The sequence below is a fragment of the Providencia sp. 2.29 genome, assembly GCF_015832305.1.
Taxonomy (GTDB): Bacteria; Pseudomonadota; Gammaproteobacteria; order Enterobacterales; family Enterobacteriaceae; genus Providencia; species Providencia stuartii.
In genome coordinates, this window is the sequence record NZ_CP065420.1 from 2,473,145 (window position 1) to 2,491,074 (window position 17,930).

At 40.2% G+C, this 17,930-nt stretch carries 11 protein-coding genes; 8 read left to right on the forward strand and 3 right to left on the reverse strand.

Annotated elements, in window-relative coordinates; all coding sequences use genetic code 11:
- The first annotated feature begins 38 nt into the window (after positions 1-38).
- Both I3B46_RS11380 and uspE read left to right on the forward strand, forming a co-directional pair.
- Positions 39-797: an FNR family transcription factor gene (locus I3B46_RS11380; protein ID WP_004919586.1), complete on the forward strand. Its 759-nt coding sequence runs from the start codon at positions 39-41 to the stop codon at positions 795-797.
- A 122-nt stretch (positions 798-919) separates the two neighbouring features.
- Complete coding sequence (gene uspE / locus I3B46_RS11385) at positions 920-1,864, forward strand: universal stress protein UspE (protein ID WP_014658318.1); 945 nt, start codon at positions 920-922, stop codon at positions 1,862-1,864.
- Positions 1,865-2,435: 571 nt separating this feature from the next.
- On the opposite strand, the gene pntB is transcribed toward uspE, so the two are convergent.
- Both pntB and pntA read right to left on the reverse strand, forming a co-directional pair.
- Positions 2,436-3,824: a Re/Si-specific NAD(P)(+) transhydrogenase subunit beta gene (gene pntB, locus I3B46_RS11390; RefSeq protein WP_014658317.1), complete on the reverse strand. Its 1,389-nt coding sequence runs from the start codon at positions 3,822-3,824 to the stop codon at positions 2,436-2,438.
- A 13-nt stretch (positions 3,825-3,837) separates the two neighbouring features.
- A complete protein-coding gene (gene pntA, locus I3B46_RS11395; protein WP_004919579.1) occupies positions 3,838-5,370 on the reverse strand; it encodes a Re/Si-specific NAD(P)(+) transhydrogenase subunit alpha in 1,533 nt (510 codons plus the stop codon).
- Between the two features lie 384 nt (positions 5,371-5,754).
- Between pntA and ydgH the strand changes: the two genes are divergently transcribed.
- From ydgH to I3B46_RS11425, 6 genes are all read left to right on the forward strand, one after another.
- Positions 5,755-6,705: a DUF1471 family protein YdgH gene (gene ydgH / locus I3B46_RS11400; RefSeq protein ID WP_004919577.1), complete on the forward strand. Its 951-nt coding sequence runs from the start codon at positions 5,755-5,757 to the stop codon at positions 6,703-6,705.
- Positions 6,706-6,982: 277 nt separating this feature from the next.
- Complete coding sequence (locus I3B46_RS11405; RefSeq protein ID WP_088499315.1) at positions 6,983-8,371, forward strand: amino acid permease; 1,389 nt, start codon at positions 6,983-6,985, stop codon at positions 8,369-8,371.
- A 911-nt stretch (positions 8,372-9,282) separates the two neighbouring features.
- Complete coding sequence (locus I3B46_RS11410; protein ID WP_004919568.1) at positions 9,283-9,810, forward strand: fimbrial protein; 528 nt, start codon at positions 9,283-9,285, stop codon at positions 9,808-9,810.
- A gap of 8 nt (positions 9,811-9,818) precedes the next feature.
- Positions 9,819-10,532, forward strand: a complete 714-nt coding sequence (locus I3B46_RS11415; protein WP_081368619.1) for a fimbrial biogenesis chaperone — start codon at positions 9,819-9,821, stop codon at positions 10,530-10,532.
- A complete protein-coding gene (locus tag I3B46_RS11420) occupies positions 10,513-12,999 on the forward strand; it encodes a fimbria/pilus outer membrane usher protein (protein WP_104873468.1) in 2,487 nt (828 codons plus the stop codon). The genes I3B46_RS11415 and I3B46_RS11420 overlap by 20 nt, the downstream gene beginning before the upstream one ends.
- Complete coding sequence (locus I3B46_RS11425; RefSeq protein ID WP_158660883.1) at positions 12,996-13,964, forward strand: fimbrial protein; 969 nt, start codon at positions 12,996-12,998, stop codon at positions 13,962-13,964. The genes I3B46_RS11420 and I3B46_RS11425 overlap by 4 nt, the downstream gene beginning before the upstream one ends.
- Positions 13,965-14,036: 72 nt before the next feature.
- Here the strand turns inward: I3B46_RS11425 and hrpA are convergent, their stop codons facing one another.
- Positions 14,037-17,930 carry an ATP-dependent RNA helicase HrpA gene (hrpA, locus tag I3B46_RS11430; RefSeq protein WP_169342267.1) on the reverse strand — a complete coding sequence of 1,298 codons (3,894 nt, stop codon included), beginning with the start codon at positions 17,928-17,930 and terminating at the stop codon, positions 14,037-14,039.

Here is a 17,930-nt window from a genome sequence, read left to right on the forward strand (position 1 = left end):
CTCATATCAATAATTTTAACTTGTATTGAGCATTTAATATGATCCCAGAAAAAAGAGTTGTTCGTCGCATCCAGTCTGGTGGTTGTGCTATTCATTGTCAGGACTGCAGTATTAGCCAACTGTGCATTCCCTTCACACTGAATGAACATGAACTGGATCAACTTGATAATATCATTGAACGTAAAAAACCGATTCAAAAGGGTCAGGCGCTGTTTAAAGCCGGCGATGAATTACGTTCTTTGTATGCCATTCGCTCAGGAACAATCAAAAGTTACACCATCACTGAAGAAGGTGACGAGCAAATTACAGGCTTCCATCTTGCTGGTGACCTGGTTGGTTTTGATGCAATTATACATACACAGCACCCAAGTTTTGCACAAGCTCTTGAAACATCAATGGTTTGTGAAATCCCATTCGAAACTCTCGATGATTTGTCAGGTAAGATGCCTAATCTACGCCAACAAATCATGCGTTTGATGAGCGGCGAAATAAAAGGCGATCAAGAAATGATCCTTTTATTGTCTAAGAAAAATGCGGAAGAACGTTTAGCTGCATTTATTCTTAACCTGTCTCATCGCTTTGCAGAGCGCGGCTTCTCTCCAAGAGAATTCCGCTTAACGATGACTCGTGGTGATATTGGTAACTATTTAGGCCTTACCGTTGAAACGATTAGTCGACTTTTAGGACGTTTCCAAAAAAGCGGCATGTTAAGTGTTAAAGGCAAATATATCACTATTGAAGATATGGAAAAACTGACTGATATTGCAGGTAAAGTCTCCACTGTCTCTTGTTCATAATTCTCGGTGGGTCACTATTTTGTGACCCATCATTATTATTTTTCATCAAATCTTGCCTATTTTTCCTCAATACCTTAGTTTATCTTTAGTAGGGAATGTCCAGCCGTTATGAGGATTTTAATATGGCAAACTATAGAAATCTCCTAGTTGCAATTGACCCAAATCAGGATGATCAACCAGCATTACGACGTGCTGTCTACATAGTGCAACGTAATGGTGGACGGATTAAAGCATTCTTACCTATCTATGATCTCTCTTATGATATGACCACGTTGCTATCACCTGAAGAGCGTGATGCAATGCGTAAGGGTGTCATTAATCAAAAGGCTGCTTGGATTAAACAACAAGCGCATTTCTATCTGGAAGCAGGTATTGAGATAGAAATTAAAGTGATTTGGCATAATAAACCTTACGAAGCCATCATTCAGGAAGTGATTAGTGGTGAACACGACCTGCTTCTGAAAATGGCTCATCAAACAGATAACTTTGAGTCGATTATTTTTACGCCGCTGGACTGGCACCTTTTAAGAAAATGCCCTTCTCCTGTATGGATGGTTAAAGATAAAGTCTGGCCAGATCATGGTTCGGTTGTTGTGGCCGTCAATTTATCAAATGAAGAATCCTATCATGATGACCTCAATATTAAGTTGGTTGAGAAAACGAAGGATTTAGCAACACGTATTGTGAAAGATCAGGAAATTCATTTGGTCAGCGCATACCCTATTGCGCCAATGAATATTGCAATAGAACTACCTGATTTCGACCCAAGCCTTTATAACAATGCACTACGTGGGCAACATCTCATTGCCATGAAGGAATTACGCCAGAAATTTTCGATTGATGAAAAATACACTCACGTCCGTGAAGGGTTACCTGAGAAAATCATCCCTGAAATCTGTGAGGAGTTACATGCCGGCGTCGTTGTCCTAGGTATATTAGGCAGAACTGGGATTTCCGCAGCTTTTCTTGGGAATACAGCAGAACATGTTATCGACAAATTGAAATGTGACCTATTAGCGATTAAGCCTGATGGTTTCGTTTGCCCAATCACAGTTGATGATGATTAATTTTATCGCTCAACCTTAAGTAGATTTATTTTAAAGTGGCAAAAGCGCTGTAGGTAACTCAGCGCTTTTGCGATAAATGAATACACATTCAGTGCTTCAATGCGCAAAAATTAGTATCCCCACTATTTTTGCCAGCAGTATTACTCATAAAATTTGTATATTGGGTAATATAAAAACTATCTAATTGAAAATATCTCTAATTTACCTTCAGCAGAGATATTAACGGCTCCCCCCTCGTCGACTCACTGTAATACGTTATTTAATTCCCAATGCTAACCCATTATCAATGTCCAATCCTGAAACAAATCCATTGGTAATCGTGAGGAAGCCTTATTTACACAGTTGAGAGCCATAATATTGGCCTCCTCGTTATGATTAAAGTGAATAAAATAGCATCATGTGGACGATAAAATGACGGCTATTTTCTATTCTCCGGTTTTAAAATTAAAATGAAACTAATGCACAACATAATGAGATAGACTGAATTTTTAATAAGATAGTTTCTTATACAACCCATTTTTACCCATAAAAAAGCCCTGTAGTTGCCTACAGAGCTTTTGAGGTTAGTATATTAAAGTGCTTTTAAAATCGCATCAACGCTGGCTTTTGCATCACCAAATAACATCTGCGTGTTTTCTTTGAAAAACAATGGATTTTGTACACCTGCATAGCCGGTATTCATTGAACGCTTAAATACAATCACATTGTTTGCTTTCCAAACCTCCAACACTGGCATGCCGGCAATTGGACTATTTGGATCCTCTTGTGCCGCAGGGTTAACAGTATCGTTCGCACCAATAACCAATACTGTATCGGTATCAGAGAAATCATCATTAATTTCATCCATTTCCAGTACTATGTCATAAGGTACTTTTGCTTCAGCTAATAAGACGTTCATGTGCCCAGGTAAGCGCCCTGCTACAGGGTGGATACCGAAACGCACATTGATGCCTCTCTCACGCAACTTAGCCGTAATATCGTGAACAGGATATTGTGCTTGAGCAACCGCCAATCCATAACCTGGAGTAATAATGACAGAGGTTGAATTTTTCAATAATTCTGCCACTTCTTCCGCCGTTGTTTCACGGTATTCGCCCATCTCCTCTTCATTACCCGTTGAGGAGCCATCTGTACCAAAGCCTCCAGCAATAACACTGATAAAGGAGCGGTTCATAGCTTTACACATAATATAAGAGAGGATAGCACCCGACGAACCGACCAGTGCTCCTGTCACGATGAGCAAGTCATTACTCAACATAAAACCTGCCGCAGCGGCTGCCCAACCTGAATATGAGTTCAGCATTGACACAACAACTGGCATATCTGCACCACCAATCGAAGCAACTAAGTGCCAGCCAAATGCCAAAGCAATAACCGTCATGATCAGCATGGCAAAGACTTGTAAACCAACACTATTTGTTTTAACAAAGATCAGCAATAACACAAATGAGACAACAAGCGCCGCTAAGTTTAGTTTGTGGCGATTAGGTAGCATCATCGGTTTCGATGAGATCTTACCGGACAATTTCCCATAAGCCACCACAGATCCTGTGAAGGTGACCGCACCAATAAATATGCCTAAGAACACTTCCGTCAGATGGATATTTTCCATCACCGCGTCTGCATGACCTTCACTGGCAATAAAACTATTAAAACCAACCAAAACAGCCGCTAGACCAACAAAGCTATGTAAAATAGCGACCAATTCTGGCATTTCGGTCATTTCAACTTTTTTGGCCAGACGAATACCAATCACTGCACCAATGACCATCGCAACAATCATCCAGCCAATATTGGCACTATCTGGGCCAAAGATGGTAGCCAGTAAAGCAATCGCCATACCTGCAATACCATAAGTATTACCACGCTGAGAGCTTTCATGGCGTGATAACCCTGCTAGGCTGAATATAAATAGGATAGCAGCAACAATATAAGCTGCCGTTACAATTCCACTCGACAACATACGTTACCCCTTATCCTTTACGAAACATTTTTAACATACGCTGGGTAACAGTAAACCCACCGAATATATTGATACTTGCAATCAATATGGCAATGAAAGATAAGAAACTAACCCATCCTCCCGAGCCTATTTGCAATACTGCACCGACAACAATAATGCCTGAAATTGCATTGGTGACAGACATCAATGGTGTATGCAACGCATGTGTTACGTTCCACACAACGTAATAACCGACAACGCAAGCGAGAGCAAATACCGTAAAGTGTGATAAGAACTCTTTTGGCGCTGAGTTTGCAAACCAACCGAATAGAATGATCGCTAATGCCATTAAGCCATACTTAACTACAGGCGACATTTTCTTCTTCTCAGGCGCTTTTTCTTTTTCCGCCACTTGAGGCTTCGCCTGCGGCTGAGCAGATACTTGAATGGGGGGAGCAGGCCACGTGATTTCACCTTGTTTAATAACGGTAACACCGCGGATCACAACGTCATCAAAATCAATATTGATTTCGCCATTCTTCTCTTTGCACAGTAACTTCATCAAGTTAACAAGGTTTGTGCCATACAATTGCGATGATTGAGTCGGTAGACGGCTTGGTAAATCGGTATAACCAATAATTTTGACACCATTATCAGTCACAACCAATTTATCCGCTTGGGTTAACTCACAGTTCCCCCCTGTTTGCGCCGCTAAGTCAACAATCACACTACCGGGTTTCATTGACTCAACCATCTCTTTGGTAATTAATTTAGGTGCTGGACGCCCAGGAATAAGTGCGGTAGTGACGATAATGTCGACTTCTTTAGCTTGTGCAGCAAATAAAGCCATTTCCGCCTTAATAAACGCTTCGGACATGACTTTCGCATAGCCATCGCCGCTGCCTGCTTCCTCTTTGAAATCTAACTCAAGGAATTCGGCCCCCATACTTTGCACTTGCTCTTTAACTTCTGGACGCGTATCAAATGCACGTACAACCGCTCCCAAGCTACCAGCAGCACCGATTGCCGCCAGCCCAGCAACCCCAGCACCAATGACCATCACTTTCGCTGGCGGTACCTTACCGGCTGCTGTAATTTGACCAGTAAAAAAACGACCAAATTCATGAGCAGCTTCGACAATTGCACGATAACCTGCGATATTTGCCATTGAACTTAAGGCATCTAATGATTGCGCACGGGAAATCCGCGGCACTGCATCCATAGCGAATACATTGATGTTTCTTGCTTTTAAGGCATCCATCAATTCAGCATTTTGCGCTGGCCAGATAAAACTCACCAGCGTTGCACCTTCTTTCAGTAATCCAATTTCATCGTCTAGTGGTGCATTGACTTTAAAAACAATATCGGCTGAATAAGCGGTGTCACGATCAACAATCTCAGCCCCCGACTGCTCATAAGCCGCATCCTCAAAACTCGCTAAATGTCCTGCTTCACTTTCGATACAGACACTGAAACCTAACTTAATCAGTTGAGTCACCGTCGAGGGTGTAGCAGCAACACGAGCTTCATTGGCAAGTCGTTCTCTAGGTATACCAATACGCATAATGTTCCCTTTTCAAAGCCAAAGTAATTTTGTATTTGTTAAATTTGCTAAAAATTAACCATCTTAGATAGAAAAGTCCTATTTTTAGCCGAAAACAGTTCTATGGAGTTCTAATAACCTACTGAAAATAACCTTCTTGATCCATAATTGATCTCGATTCTTAAACAGTAAATGGAATTCGCAGTGAAAATCTTAGTTTTAGGTCAATAAAATACTGGATAGCTAAAAAAATCTGGTAATTATGACTAGTCAATGAATATTTATTTCTTATAAAAAATAAAATTATGAGACAACTTGATTGGTTACGTGTAATAATCATAGCCATGTGATACAACTAAAGTTCAGCACTTTTAAAATAAATTGCGCAAGTCGGAAGGATTTTGTATGAAGCTGAAAACTACGGCCATCGCAGCCGCGGTGTTATCATTAACCAGTATTACTGCTGTACAGGCAGCTGTTGAACTGACGCCCAAACAGGCTGAAGAGTTAAAACCTTATGAGCGCATAACAGTGACTGGGCGCTTTAATGCTATTTATGAAGCATCCGATGCCGTCTCACGCCGGGCTGATAAATTAGGCGCTTACGCTTTCTATATCCAGAGCCTTGATGATGTGGGTGATAGCGGTAACATGCGCGTTGTTGCAGATCTTTACCAAAAAGATGCAAAATCTGTGGAAGAAAGCAAACGTCGCGTATTTGGTGGCGTTGAAGAGATGTCAAAAGCAGACGCAACACAGTATGAACCATTTGATGCTGTTACCGTCAGTGGTTTCTACCCTTCTCAGCCTGATCTTTATGAAGCTATTGCGAAGAAAGCAAAAGAAAAAGGCGCAGCATCATTCTATGTTGTTCGTAACATCGCTGTAAATGATGGTGGAAATACCCTAGCTACCGCTTATGTCTATAAAAAAGATGCGCCTAAGCGCCAAGTTCAGCTAGAGGAAGCTGTCGTACCAGCAGATTCAGAAGCGGGTCAAGCATTATTAGCGGAAGGTGGTGAAGCCGCCAAAAAAGTACGTATTCCTGGCGTTGCTTCATCTGAAGAACCAACTACTGCCGTTGGTCGTTTCTTTGAAACATCAAGCAGTGCACCAGGCAAAACCAGCGTAACATTGCCAAGTGGCTATGTTATCGAAGAAGTTAATAAAACCGCTGCTGCACAAATGGTTCCATTTGATTCGATCACTTTCTCGGGTTATTACACCAATACACCAGAAGTGCGTTATCAAATTGCCAAACGTGCTGAAGCTAAAGGTGCCAAATACTTCCATATCACACGTGAGTGGCAGTCAAATGGCGGTAGCGTAACCATCAGCGCTGACCTCTTTAAGTAATAAGTATACTAACTAACCAAGCCAGCTCCATTTTCGAGCTGGCTTTTTTATTTCTGAAAAAAACGTTTGACTGCTGATTTTCCCACTGAATAAAAATCTTATCAAACTGAATAGTTTTCCATTGCATAACCGTCGTTTCATTCGTAGAATCCCCCTCACTTTATCAGTACGACAGATAAACAATCTATAATTTAAAATTGTTCCAGCTTAAATACATTATAAAATTGTAGATTTAACGTTATTTTAACTTTTGATTGTAGAATAACCAGGACATACATTGAAACATACACTCAGTCTTACAGCACTCACCGCATTAGTTCTCAGCTCAATGGTGGGTGCAGGTGTCTTTAGCCTTCCACAAAATATGGCTGAAGTTGCCAGCCCTTTGGCACTTATCATTGGCTGGTCAATTACAGGCATTGGCATTTTATTTTTAGCTTTCTCTCTACTGCTACTTTCTCGTATACGCCCAGATCTTGATGGGGGCATTTTTACTTATGCAAAAGAAGGTTTCGGTGAACTGATTGGTTTTTGTTCCGCATGGGGTTATTGGCTATGTGCGGTTATCGCTAATGTCTCTTACTTAGTTATCGTTTTTGCGGCCATCAGCTTTTTTACTGATACACCCGATAGGATTATTTTTGGCGATGGTAACACTTGGCAAGCCTTAGTTGGTGAATCCATCTTATTATGGATTGTGCACTATTTAGTGTTGCGTGGTGTTCAAACGGCGGCGGGAATTAATAAGCTAGCCACTATGGCAAAATTAATCCCATTAGGGCTATTTATTATCCTAGCATTTGTCGCTTTCAAACTTGGTGTGTTCGATGCAGATTTTAGTGGGATTTCCCTCGGAGTGCCTGTTTGGCAGCAAGTTAAAGACACTATGTTGATCACGTTGTGGGTGTTTATTGGTATCGAAGGAGCTGTCGTTGTCTCTGCTCGCGCCAAAAACCGCCGTGATGTTGGCTTAGCCACTGTTTTCGCCGTTAGTTCTGCATTAATCATCTATATCCTAGTGACACTTCTCTCGTTAGGCCTTATGCCAAGGGCTGAGCTTGCTGAAATAAAAAATCCATCAATGGCCAATTTAATGGTAGGTTTAATTGGTTCAAGTGGTGAGATCATTATCGCAGCGGGGCTTATTATCTCTGTGTGTGGAGCATACCTGAGTTGGACAATTATGGCTGCCGAAGTGCCTTATATCGCAGCGCAATATCAATCATTCCCTAAAATATTCAATAAACTGAATAAGAATGATGCTCCATCCTCCTCCCTGTGGTTAACAAATGGTGCCGTACAGCTTTCTCTAGTCTTAATTTGGCTAAGTGGGAGTAATTACAATACGCTCCTAACAATCGCTTCTGAGATGATTTTGGTTCCTTACTTTTTAGTGGGTGCTTTTCTCATAAAAGTCGCTTTTGAACGCCATAATAAGCTGCTACTGATGGTTGGAATGGTGGCCAGCCTCTATGGTCTTTGGCTGCTTTATGCTTCTGGACTGATCAACCTTATGCTGTCTGTCGTTTTATATGCGCCTGGTATACTTGTTTTTTGGTATGCGCGAACTCAGCAATCCCAACAAGCTCCACTTAATATGGCTGAAAAGATTATCGCTCTGGCTATTATCGCGGGGGCAGTGCCCGCAACCTACTATCTATTCTAGCTTCAACTACAATCACTACACTGAAAAGGCTCTAGTATTCAGTGTAGTGATCTCATCGATACTTCTTCCTTCATTAGTTCTAGCAGCGCTTTTTTAAATCATTTGTAAGTGAATCATATATTATCTAATGATTGCATTCAGGAGGTAACATGCACTTAATATTACGTAATGAACATTCATATACCATAACCAAAAATGAGAGAATTCAATCATCACAAGACATTGGTTTTAGCGCTAAAGTTAAAAAAATCAATAAGCTTCATTTTTCGAATAGTGCCTGTGCCAGAAAAATTAGATGTCGCCAGAAGTTAAATGAGAAAGGCTCAAAGGAGTTACACCCATTCTCTTTAAACGCCGTAAAAACCAATGGCTCGCCCTATTTGCATAGCGTAACAAGTAAAACACTGTAGTGTTTTGCTCATTTCCCATACAGACAGTTTGTGTTTTTACTCTCTCTGCTAAAACTAGCAAAGGGAGTAAATAGAGACTCTGATTTACCATTTCCCCCCTATTCACCCTACCTTGGATTGATTTCCCATTTAATTCTTAGTTAGCCTAGTCACGTTATTTTTTGTATTGGCACTGTTGTTTCATTAGGTACTCTTCAAACAACTAGCATGTTGTAACTAAAGTAGTATGTTTTGATGCTATAATCGTTAAAAATTTAACGGTTATACCCTACTCTTAATTTTTAAGAACAATAAACGGAGTATCATGCTGAAAATCATTTTCATAATGCAAATGTTAAAAACAAAATTTTAGGATGAAAAAGAAAGTCGATATCAAATCATTTGGTTTTGTGCACGCCAATTTACCCCTTTTTAACATAAAAAATAGACTTATTATATTGCGCTCAATCAGCAACATATACTGATAGAAATCACACAGCAAATAATTTACAAGGTCATACAATGAACAGTTTATTAAAATATATATTACTTATTTTATTTTTTAATCATTCTATTTCTTTTTCAGCAGATGGTGAAATAAAGTTCGTTGGCAGTATAATTCCAACGGCGTGCTCTGTTGATACTAATTCTGTACATAAAGTGGTAAATATGGGGAAGGTTTCTGTAGCCGCTTTTACTAATAAAAATAGTGCTGCCGCAGCAACACCATTTAGAATAACATTATCTAATTGCCCTACCGATTATAAGAAAATTCAATTTAAGTTTGATGGTAAAAGTGATAGTGCTAACCCTTCTTTATTAGGATTATCACCAAATGCAACCTCACCTGCTGCAACAGGTATTGCAATAGGCCTTTATGAAGAAAATAGTGTTCGCCGTATACCACTAAATGGGGGAAGCCAGTTTAAAGAAATAACCCCAAGTAAAACGGTAGAAATGAATTTTGTGGCTAAATATATTGCAACCAGTGATCAAATCATTCCCGGCTCAGCAGATGCATTAGCGCATTTCAGCATTATTTATCAATAAAAGAGGAGATGAGAGAGAGGTTTTCTTCTCTCTCATTAATTATCATGAAAATAACAGTCACCTTTTTATTATTGCTTCCTTTTCTCTCTTATGCCGGAATTATTATTAATGGCACACGGTTTGTTTATCCTGAAAACGATAGGGAAATATCATTATCTATTGAGAACCCTGAGGAGCAAACGACTTACCTTATTCAATCATGGGTTGAAAAAGATAATCAACGGTCTAATGATTTTATTATTACACCACCACTATTTAAGCTAAAACCTGCCTCATTAAATAAATTAAGAGTGATAAAAGTGGCGCCATTAAACCAAACTGATCAAGAAACTCTCTACTGGTTACATATCAAGTCTCTTCCTGCCATTCATGAAAATACAGAAAATAATTTACATATTGTTGTGAAATCCAGTTTCAAGCTATTTTATCGGCCTGAATCTTTAAATAGCAGTGCCGAATCTGCATTTAAAGAGGTCACATTTAGCTATAATAACCAAAAAGTAACGGCAACAAATCCTACTGGGCACTATATTACGCTGCGAGAACTATACCTTAATGGTAAAGAGATTGCAGAGCCTGGCATGATAGCCCCCTTTGGGCAATTATCTTGGAAAATAGTATTGCCTCAATTGAATTCTGTTTCTTGGAGCGCATTAAATGATTATGGCGGTAAAACACAATTAATTTCTCAACAACTCTTTAATGATGATGAAAAAAAATAATATCACTTTATTAATGCTGTTTTTAATCACGACTCCACTTTTGGCATATGCTGAATATTTTAATCTTGAGGCACTTGATAACATTGAAAATATTAATGACATTGAAAATATTATATTAAATCTAGATAATCAACCCGAAGGGATTTATGCCGTTGATGTTATTGTCAACAATGTTAGACTATTTACTGAAAATGTAAGTTTTCAATATATAGATCAACAGTTAGTACCAATATTCAGTCGAAATCAATTATTAAAAATTGGCCTGCATGAAAAAACATTAAATACAATGGCGTTTGATAAAAATGACAACCTAGCTAGCCACCTTTCAACAATTATCGAGGGTTATTCTCATCATTTTGACTTTAATCACTTAACGTTGGATATCAATATCCCTCATCATTACTTAAATAGTGACACTAATGAGAATAACCTTCAATCACAATGGGATGATGGCGTAACGTCAGCTTATATTGATTATAACCTATCCGGAAGTTATAACTCGAATAAGTACATTAATGACAATAATAGCTTTAACCTGGCATTGCAAAATGGTATTAACTATCTAGGATGGCGCCTAAGAAATAATTTAGTCTATTCAAACTCACACCAACAATGGGAGAGTTATAATACAACTTTATCCTACCCGATTAGGTCCTTAAAAAGTCAATTTATCTTAGGCGAGTATTACCTTGCCTCCTCATTTTTTATACCATACTCTTTTAAAGGGATCTCACTCTCTAATGATGAATTAATGTTTCCGGATTATGATGCATATTATTCCCCCATATTACAAGGCATTAATCATAGTCCGGCTCAGGTGACTGTAAGGCAAAATAATATTATCATTTATAATGATTATTTACCTGCAGGGCCATTTACACTAAATCAATTAAAACCATTAGCCCATAAAGGCGTCTTAGAAATGACGATCACTGAGTCTAGTGGTCGAGTTCGTCAATACCAATACCCTTTTTCTTCTTCGCCACTGATGATCAAAAAAGGCCAATTTCGCTATGCCTTAAACAGTGGAATGGTCTCTAACCGCTCACGCTCTGCACCACCTTATTTTTTTCATAGCGAAATAAAATATGGTATTAACAATAATATCACTGCGTATACTGGTTCTATTTTCTCATCACCTTTTAAATCACTGATATTAGGCAGTTCATTTTCAGCCAATGAAATTGGCGATTTGACTATTGATTGGACACAATCCTACAGTCAGAAAAATAAATCAAATAGTTATCAGTTTGAATATTCAAAGTTAATCACGCCCACCGCAACTGAGTTTACATTTAATGTTCAATGGACCGATAACCCTAAGTTACGGCAGTTCACTGATGTATTGGATAAAATAAACTTATCTAACACCGCCTACCCTCAACAGATCATTAAGCTACATTTATCACAAGGGTTAGGTTATTTTGGAAATATATCATTATCAGCATCGCAACAGAGGTTTAGAGAGCAAAGAGGATATCAGTGGGCCTATAATCTCAATTATTCAGGCAATATAAACGAATACCATTTTAGCCTTAACTGCCAGTCAAATTATTCTATCATTGAGCAAAAACCAGAGTATATCTTTTCTGCTTCCATAATTATTCCGGTGAACGCTTGGTTGCCTAATACGCATTTTAGTTACCAATCACAATATGCGCCAAATAACTATCAAAGCCAGCAAGCAACATTAACGGGAGCCATCCTAGAAGATAATTTTATTTCTTATACTCTACAGCATAACTCTCTAAATAACCGCTGTTGTATGAGGCCGAAAAATGAATCAGACACACGATTTTATACTCAGTATCATCATAATAAATTTATTTTAAATGCGGGTTATGGCTACAAACAAGAGCATCAATTGCACTATGGATTTCGAAGTTCAGTGGTGGCTCATCCGTATGGCATCACGCTAACACCGAGTCGTGGGGAAACTTCCGCTTTATTGGTTGTACCTGATACACAAGACGTCCGTTTGGATGCTCAACTCAATACCAATACCGATAGCAAAGGCCATGCGATTATCAATCAGCTACAACCTTATCGGCGTAATAACTTTGTTATTGATACACAGACCTTACCTGTAGATACTGAAATTGAAACGAGTTTTCAATCTATTTTACCAACGAAAGGGGCATTGGTACTGGTTCACTTCCCCGTCAAACGGGGCAAACGCTCTTTCTTTACTATTCAGCTTGCGGATGGGAAATTGGCCCCTTTTGGTGCGCTTGCCAGCCTCGTAACAGAAAAAGGAGAACTAACAAGCAATGATATTAATGTAGGGATTATTAACGATATGGGCCAAGTCTATTTAAGTGGGCTTGAGCCATCAGGCACAATAAAATTGAAATGGGGAGCAAAACAATCGCAGCAATGTGAATTTCAATACCAACTATTAGAAACAGATCTGAATCAAGGGTTTTACCATGTTCCGGTGATTTGTCAGCGCAAGGAAGCTTTATGATGACTTTAATTTCTCGTTTATGGCCTTGCTGTATATTCGTTACACATAACGCTTATGCTTCTCAATGCCAATATGTGCCAAATTTCACGCCACATCATACTGTGTTATCCCTCGGTACGGTAACTGTACCTCATCGATTAGCGGTAGGGTCGGTGATCCAAGAGGTGACCTTAAACGGTCTTAGTGACAATCCAATCATGGTAGATTGTCGCTCACCCGTTCAAGCAAAATGGGAAAATGGCCAGTTCCCATTACTATCAAATGGTTATAACTCAATTTATCAAACAAATATTGACGGCATTGGCCTTCGCTTTATCCCACAGGGAGCGGCATTTAGCCGAGATAAGTTACCTTTTGTTAATGACTCACCCAATGCTTGCCACATTACCTCTCATCGTTATAGCTATTGTGGTAATGCATTAAATGGGATCCGAGTACAATTGGTGAAAACAAAAAACATCACAGGTTCAGGGATACTTAGCTCTCATCGGCTGATTGAAGCATCAATTGGCCATTTACCTGTTCAAAGTTATCGTTTCCTAAATACAAAGATTGTTACGCCTAGCTGTGAACTGCTCGAAAAACATAAACGAGTAAAAATGAAGAAAGTCAAACAGAGCCAGTTTAGGGGGATTGGTAGCCATTCCGCCCCCGTCTCTTTTTATCTTACGCTAAATTGTAGTGGAGAAACCCCTGTGGGCATTATCCTTAGTGGGCGAGCCAGTCACAGTGCAGATCATTCTGTGATTGCACTAGATAAAAGACCTGATAGCGCCCAAGGGATTGGTTTACAACTGCGTTTTCAAGGTGAGCCAATCCCTCTAAATAAAGTCTTTAATTTGGGAACTAGCTTTGACCGCTCCCCCTATGCCATTTATTTCGAAGCTCAATATGTGCAAATCCACCCCTCTGTTAGTGCGGGGAAAGCCAATGCAACTGCGACATTACAAATTGTTTATCCATAACCGATAACGATAAAAAAACCCCATCTTTAGCATCATGATGGGGTTTTGAAGGTTATCATCTAACTCTGTGTTTTATACAAGTGACTGACTTAAATTTTCCATTGATTGAATAATCCGTTTATCCGAAATCGGATACGGCGTACCAAGCTGCTGTGCAAATAGGCTTATACGCAACTCTTCGATCATCCAACGGATCTCTTGTACTTCCGGTAATTGTTGTTGTACTGGTGTCAGTTTCGCCTTCCATTGCTGCCACATTTGTGTCACATGCTCCACTTTACTCATTTGGGCACGGTCTCTATTAGGATCAATCGCCAGTTTTTCTAATCGGCGCTCAATACCATTCAAATAACGGAACACGTCAGGAAGCCGTTTCCAACCATGTTCAGTGACAAAGCCTTTAAAGACTAAGTTAGACATCTGCCCTTTTATATCCGAAAGTGCCATTGCCATCGCAAAGTCAACGCGTCCTTTTAAGCGTTTATTGATTGCAAATACCGCAGTGAGTATTTGCTCAACTTGTTTCGCGATTTGTACAACTGCATCATTGAGTTCAGCCCGCACAAACTCTTGTAACTTGCCAAACCCATCTTCCGTCCACACAGGGCCACCATAAGTCGCAATGAGTTGATCAACACCACAGGCGATACAATCATCGATTAACTCTAAAACTTTTCCATACGGATTAAAATATAATCCCAGTTTAGATTTGTTCGGGAGTTTTTCATGTAAGTATTTAATTGGCGATGGAATATTCAGTAACAGTAACCTACGTACACCACCCCACATCGCTTGTTGTTGTTCAAATTCGGTTTCGAAAACGCGGATCCCAACACTGTTTCTTTCATCCACTAAGGCCGGATAAGCCTTAACAGAATACCCTCCTCGTTTCTGTTCGTAACGTTGAGGTAACTCACCAAAGCTCCAGATATGTAAGCCGCTTTGTTCAATGCCATCATCAACCACTTCGGAAAGGGTTTCTTGTACCTTTTCTTTGAGCCGATTTTTCAATTCATCCAGATCTTGACCTTCAGCGATGGTTTTATTTTTTTCACCCACTACGCGGAATGTCATTTTCAAATGGCTAGGTAGTTGGTCTAATTGCCAAGCATCACGTTCAACAGTCACCCCTGTCATGCGACGTAATTCACGCTCAAGCTTATCAAGTAGGCTACCATCTGGTGTCGGTACTCTTTCAAGAAATGCCGCGGCATAATTAGGTGCAGGCACAAAATTCCGACGTACAGGCTTAGGTAATGATTTAATCAACGCAATAATCAGTTCTTGACGTAACCCCGGAACTTGCCAATCAAAACCAACATTGTGTACTTGGTTTAAAATGGCTAATGGGATATGCACTGTCACCCCATCTGCCTCCGTTCCTGGCTCAAATTGATAACTTAAGCGGAATTTCAGCTCACCTTGATGCCAAAAGTTTGGATAATCTAGCAATGAAACGTGCGCCGCATCCTCTTTGATCAACATATTTTTTTCAAAGTTCAGGAGATCGGGCTGCTGTTTTGAAGCAACCTTCCACCACTTATCAAAATGGCGAGTAGAGATCACATCATTAGGGATACGCTGGTCATAAAACGCAAACAAGGTTTCATCATCAACCAAAATATCACGACGACGAGACTTGTGTTCTAAATCTTCAACTTCCGCCAATAGCTTACGATTTTCCCTGAAAAATGCGTGACGAGTAACCCAATCCCCTTCGACCAGTGCATGACGAATGAAAAGCTCGCGACACAATAAGGGGTCGATTTTCCCGTAATTCACTTGGCGCGCGGCGACGATCGGTAATCCATACAAAGTGACCTTTTCAGAGGCCATCACAGCACCTTGCGATTTAGACCAATGAGGTTCGCTGTAATGATGCTTAACAAGGTGCTCCGCTAACGGCTCTATCCATTCAGGCTCAATAGTTGCAGCCACCCGCCCCCATAATTTTGACGTTTCTACTAACTCGGCGACCATTGCCCATTTTGGGGGCTTTTTAAATAAACCTGAGCCGGGGAAGATAGTGAATCTTGCATTCCTAGCGCCTGTAAATTCTGGTTTTTCCACATCTTTTTGACCGATATGAGATAGCAGCCCAGCAAGTAATGATGTATGAATACACCGGTAATCTGCCGCTGCACTATTAATTGGAAAACCTTGCTCTTTAACAACTTGCCTCAATTGAGTATAGAGATCTTGCCACTCTCGAATGCGTAAATAGTTCAAAAAATCTTGGCGGCACATTTTTCTAAATTGCGCATTTGATAAAGCGGTTTGCTGCTCTTTTAAGTAATCCCACAGATTAAGGAATGCTAAGAAATCAGATTGTTTATCGTGGAAGCGGCGATGCTTTTCATCTGCCGCTTGTTGTTTATCTAATGGGCGCTCCCTTGGGTCTTGAATCGATAATGCCGCCACAATCACCATGGTTTCCCTGACTGCCCCTAGCTTTCTCGCTTCTATCACCATTCGAGCGAGACGTGGGTCAACCGGTAGTTGCGCCAATTGACGACCAATATCCGTCAATATATAACCGCGTTCACTCTGTTGATGCGCCTGAATAGCCCCAAGCTCTTCTAATAACTTCACGCCATCTTGAATATTACGTTTATCCGGAGCTTCGACAAATGGAAATGCGCTAATATCTCCTAAGCCAATTGAGGTCATTTGTAAAATAACAGACGCCAAATTGGTTCTTAGTATTTCAGGATCGGTAAACTCTGGGCGACTTAAAAAGTCCTCTTCAGAATATAAACGAATACAAATACCATCAGAAACACGACCACAGCGACCTTTACGCTGATTTGCTGAAGCTTGGGAGATCGGTTCAACAGGTAAGCGCTGCACTTTGGTTCTAACACTGTAACGGCTTATTCGCGCATAACCAGTATCAATGACATATTTGATGCCAGGCACGGTCAAAGACGTTTCAGCAACGTTAGTGGCTAAAATAATTCGCCGCCCACCATGTGGGTGGAATATGCGATTTTGTTCACTATTCGATAGCCTAGCAAATAGCGGTAAGATTTCGGTATGGCGCAATTGTAATTTTGACAAGGCATCTGCGGTATCGCGGATTTCTCGTTCACCGCTCATAAAGATCAAAATATCCCCTGAGCTTTCCTGCCCAAGCTCATTTACAGCATCAATGATGCCATCGATTTGATCGCGGTCGCTGTCATTATCATCCCCCATAATCGGGCTATAACGCACTTCAACGGGATAAGTTCTCCCCGACACTTCAATAATGGGTGCCTGATTAAAATGGCGAGAGAAACGTTCAGGATCGATAGTTGCTGACGTAATAATGACTTTTAGATCAGGACGTTTAGGTAATAATTGGCGCAGGTAACCTAAGATAAAATCGATATTTAGGCTACGTTCGTGAGCCTCATCGATAATGATCGTATCATATTGCAGCAGTAACCTATCATTTTGCAGTTCTGCTAACAAAATGCCATCTGTCATTAATTTGACTTGTGTACTATCACTCACTTGATCACTAAAGCGAACTTTATAACCAACAATAGTTCCGACTTCGCTTTCAAGCTCTTGAGCTAGACGGGTTGCTACCGCACGAGCGGCTAGTCGCCTTGGTTGTGTATGACCGATTAACCCTTTAACACCTCGCCCTAATTCCAGACATATTTTGGGGATCTGAGTCGTTTTACCGGACCCTGTTTCACCCGCGATGATCACCACTTGATGCTGTTTTATCGCATCATAAATAGCTTGTTTTTTCTGACTAACAGGAAGATTTTCTGGATAGACGATTTTAGGTGGATTAAGCAGCTTGTTCGAAATTTTTTGTTTCGCTGTTTCAACATCCGCTTTTATCGCATTCAGTACTGCAACTCGTGATTTTTCATCACGAATTTTAACTATTCCTTGAAGACGCTTTTTCAGTAACCGTTGGTCACGTAATGAAGTTTGTCCAATATCAGCTTCTAAGGCTGTAAGCAT

Bases quoted from the DNA above. Each gene is read 5' to 3' on its own strand.
- I3B46_RS11380 (WP_004919586.1), top strand. From the start codon at position 39: ATGATCCCAGAAAAAAGAGTTGTTCGTCGCATCCAGTCTGGTGGTTGT.
- uspE (WP_014658318.1), top strand. From the start codon at position 920: ATGGCAAACTATAGAAATCTCCTAGTTGCAATTGACCCAAATCAGGAT.
- pntA (WP_004919579.1), bottom strand. From the start codon at position 5,370: ATGCGTATTGGTATACCTAGAGAACGACTTGCCAATGAAGCTCGTGTT.
- ydgH (WP_004919577.1), top strand. From the start codon at position 5,755: ATGAAGCTGAAAACTACGGCCATCGCAGCCGCGGTGTTATCATTAACC.
- I3B46_RS11410 (WP_004919568.1), top strand. From the start codon at position 9,283: ATGAACAGTTTATTAAAATATATATTACTTATTTTATTTTTTAATCAT.
- I3B46_RS11415 (WP_081368619.1), top strand. From the start codon at position 9,819: ATGAGAGAGAGGTTTTCTTCTCTCTCATTAATTATCATGAAAATAACA.
- I3B46_RS11420 (WP_104873468.1), top strand. From the start codon at position 10,513: ATGATGATGAAAAAAAATAATATCACTTTATTAATGCTGTTTTTAATC.
- I3B46_RS11425 (WP_158660883.1), top strand. From the start codon at position 12,996: ATGATGACTTTAATTTCTCGTTTATGGCCTTGCTGTATATTCGTTACA.
- hrpA (WP_169342267.1), bottom strand. From the start codon at position 17,930: ATGCTTACAGCCTTAGAAGCTGATATTGGACAAACTTCATTACGTGAC.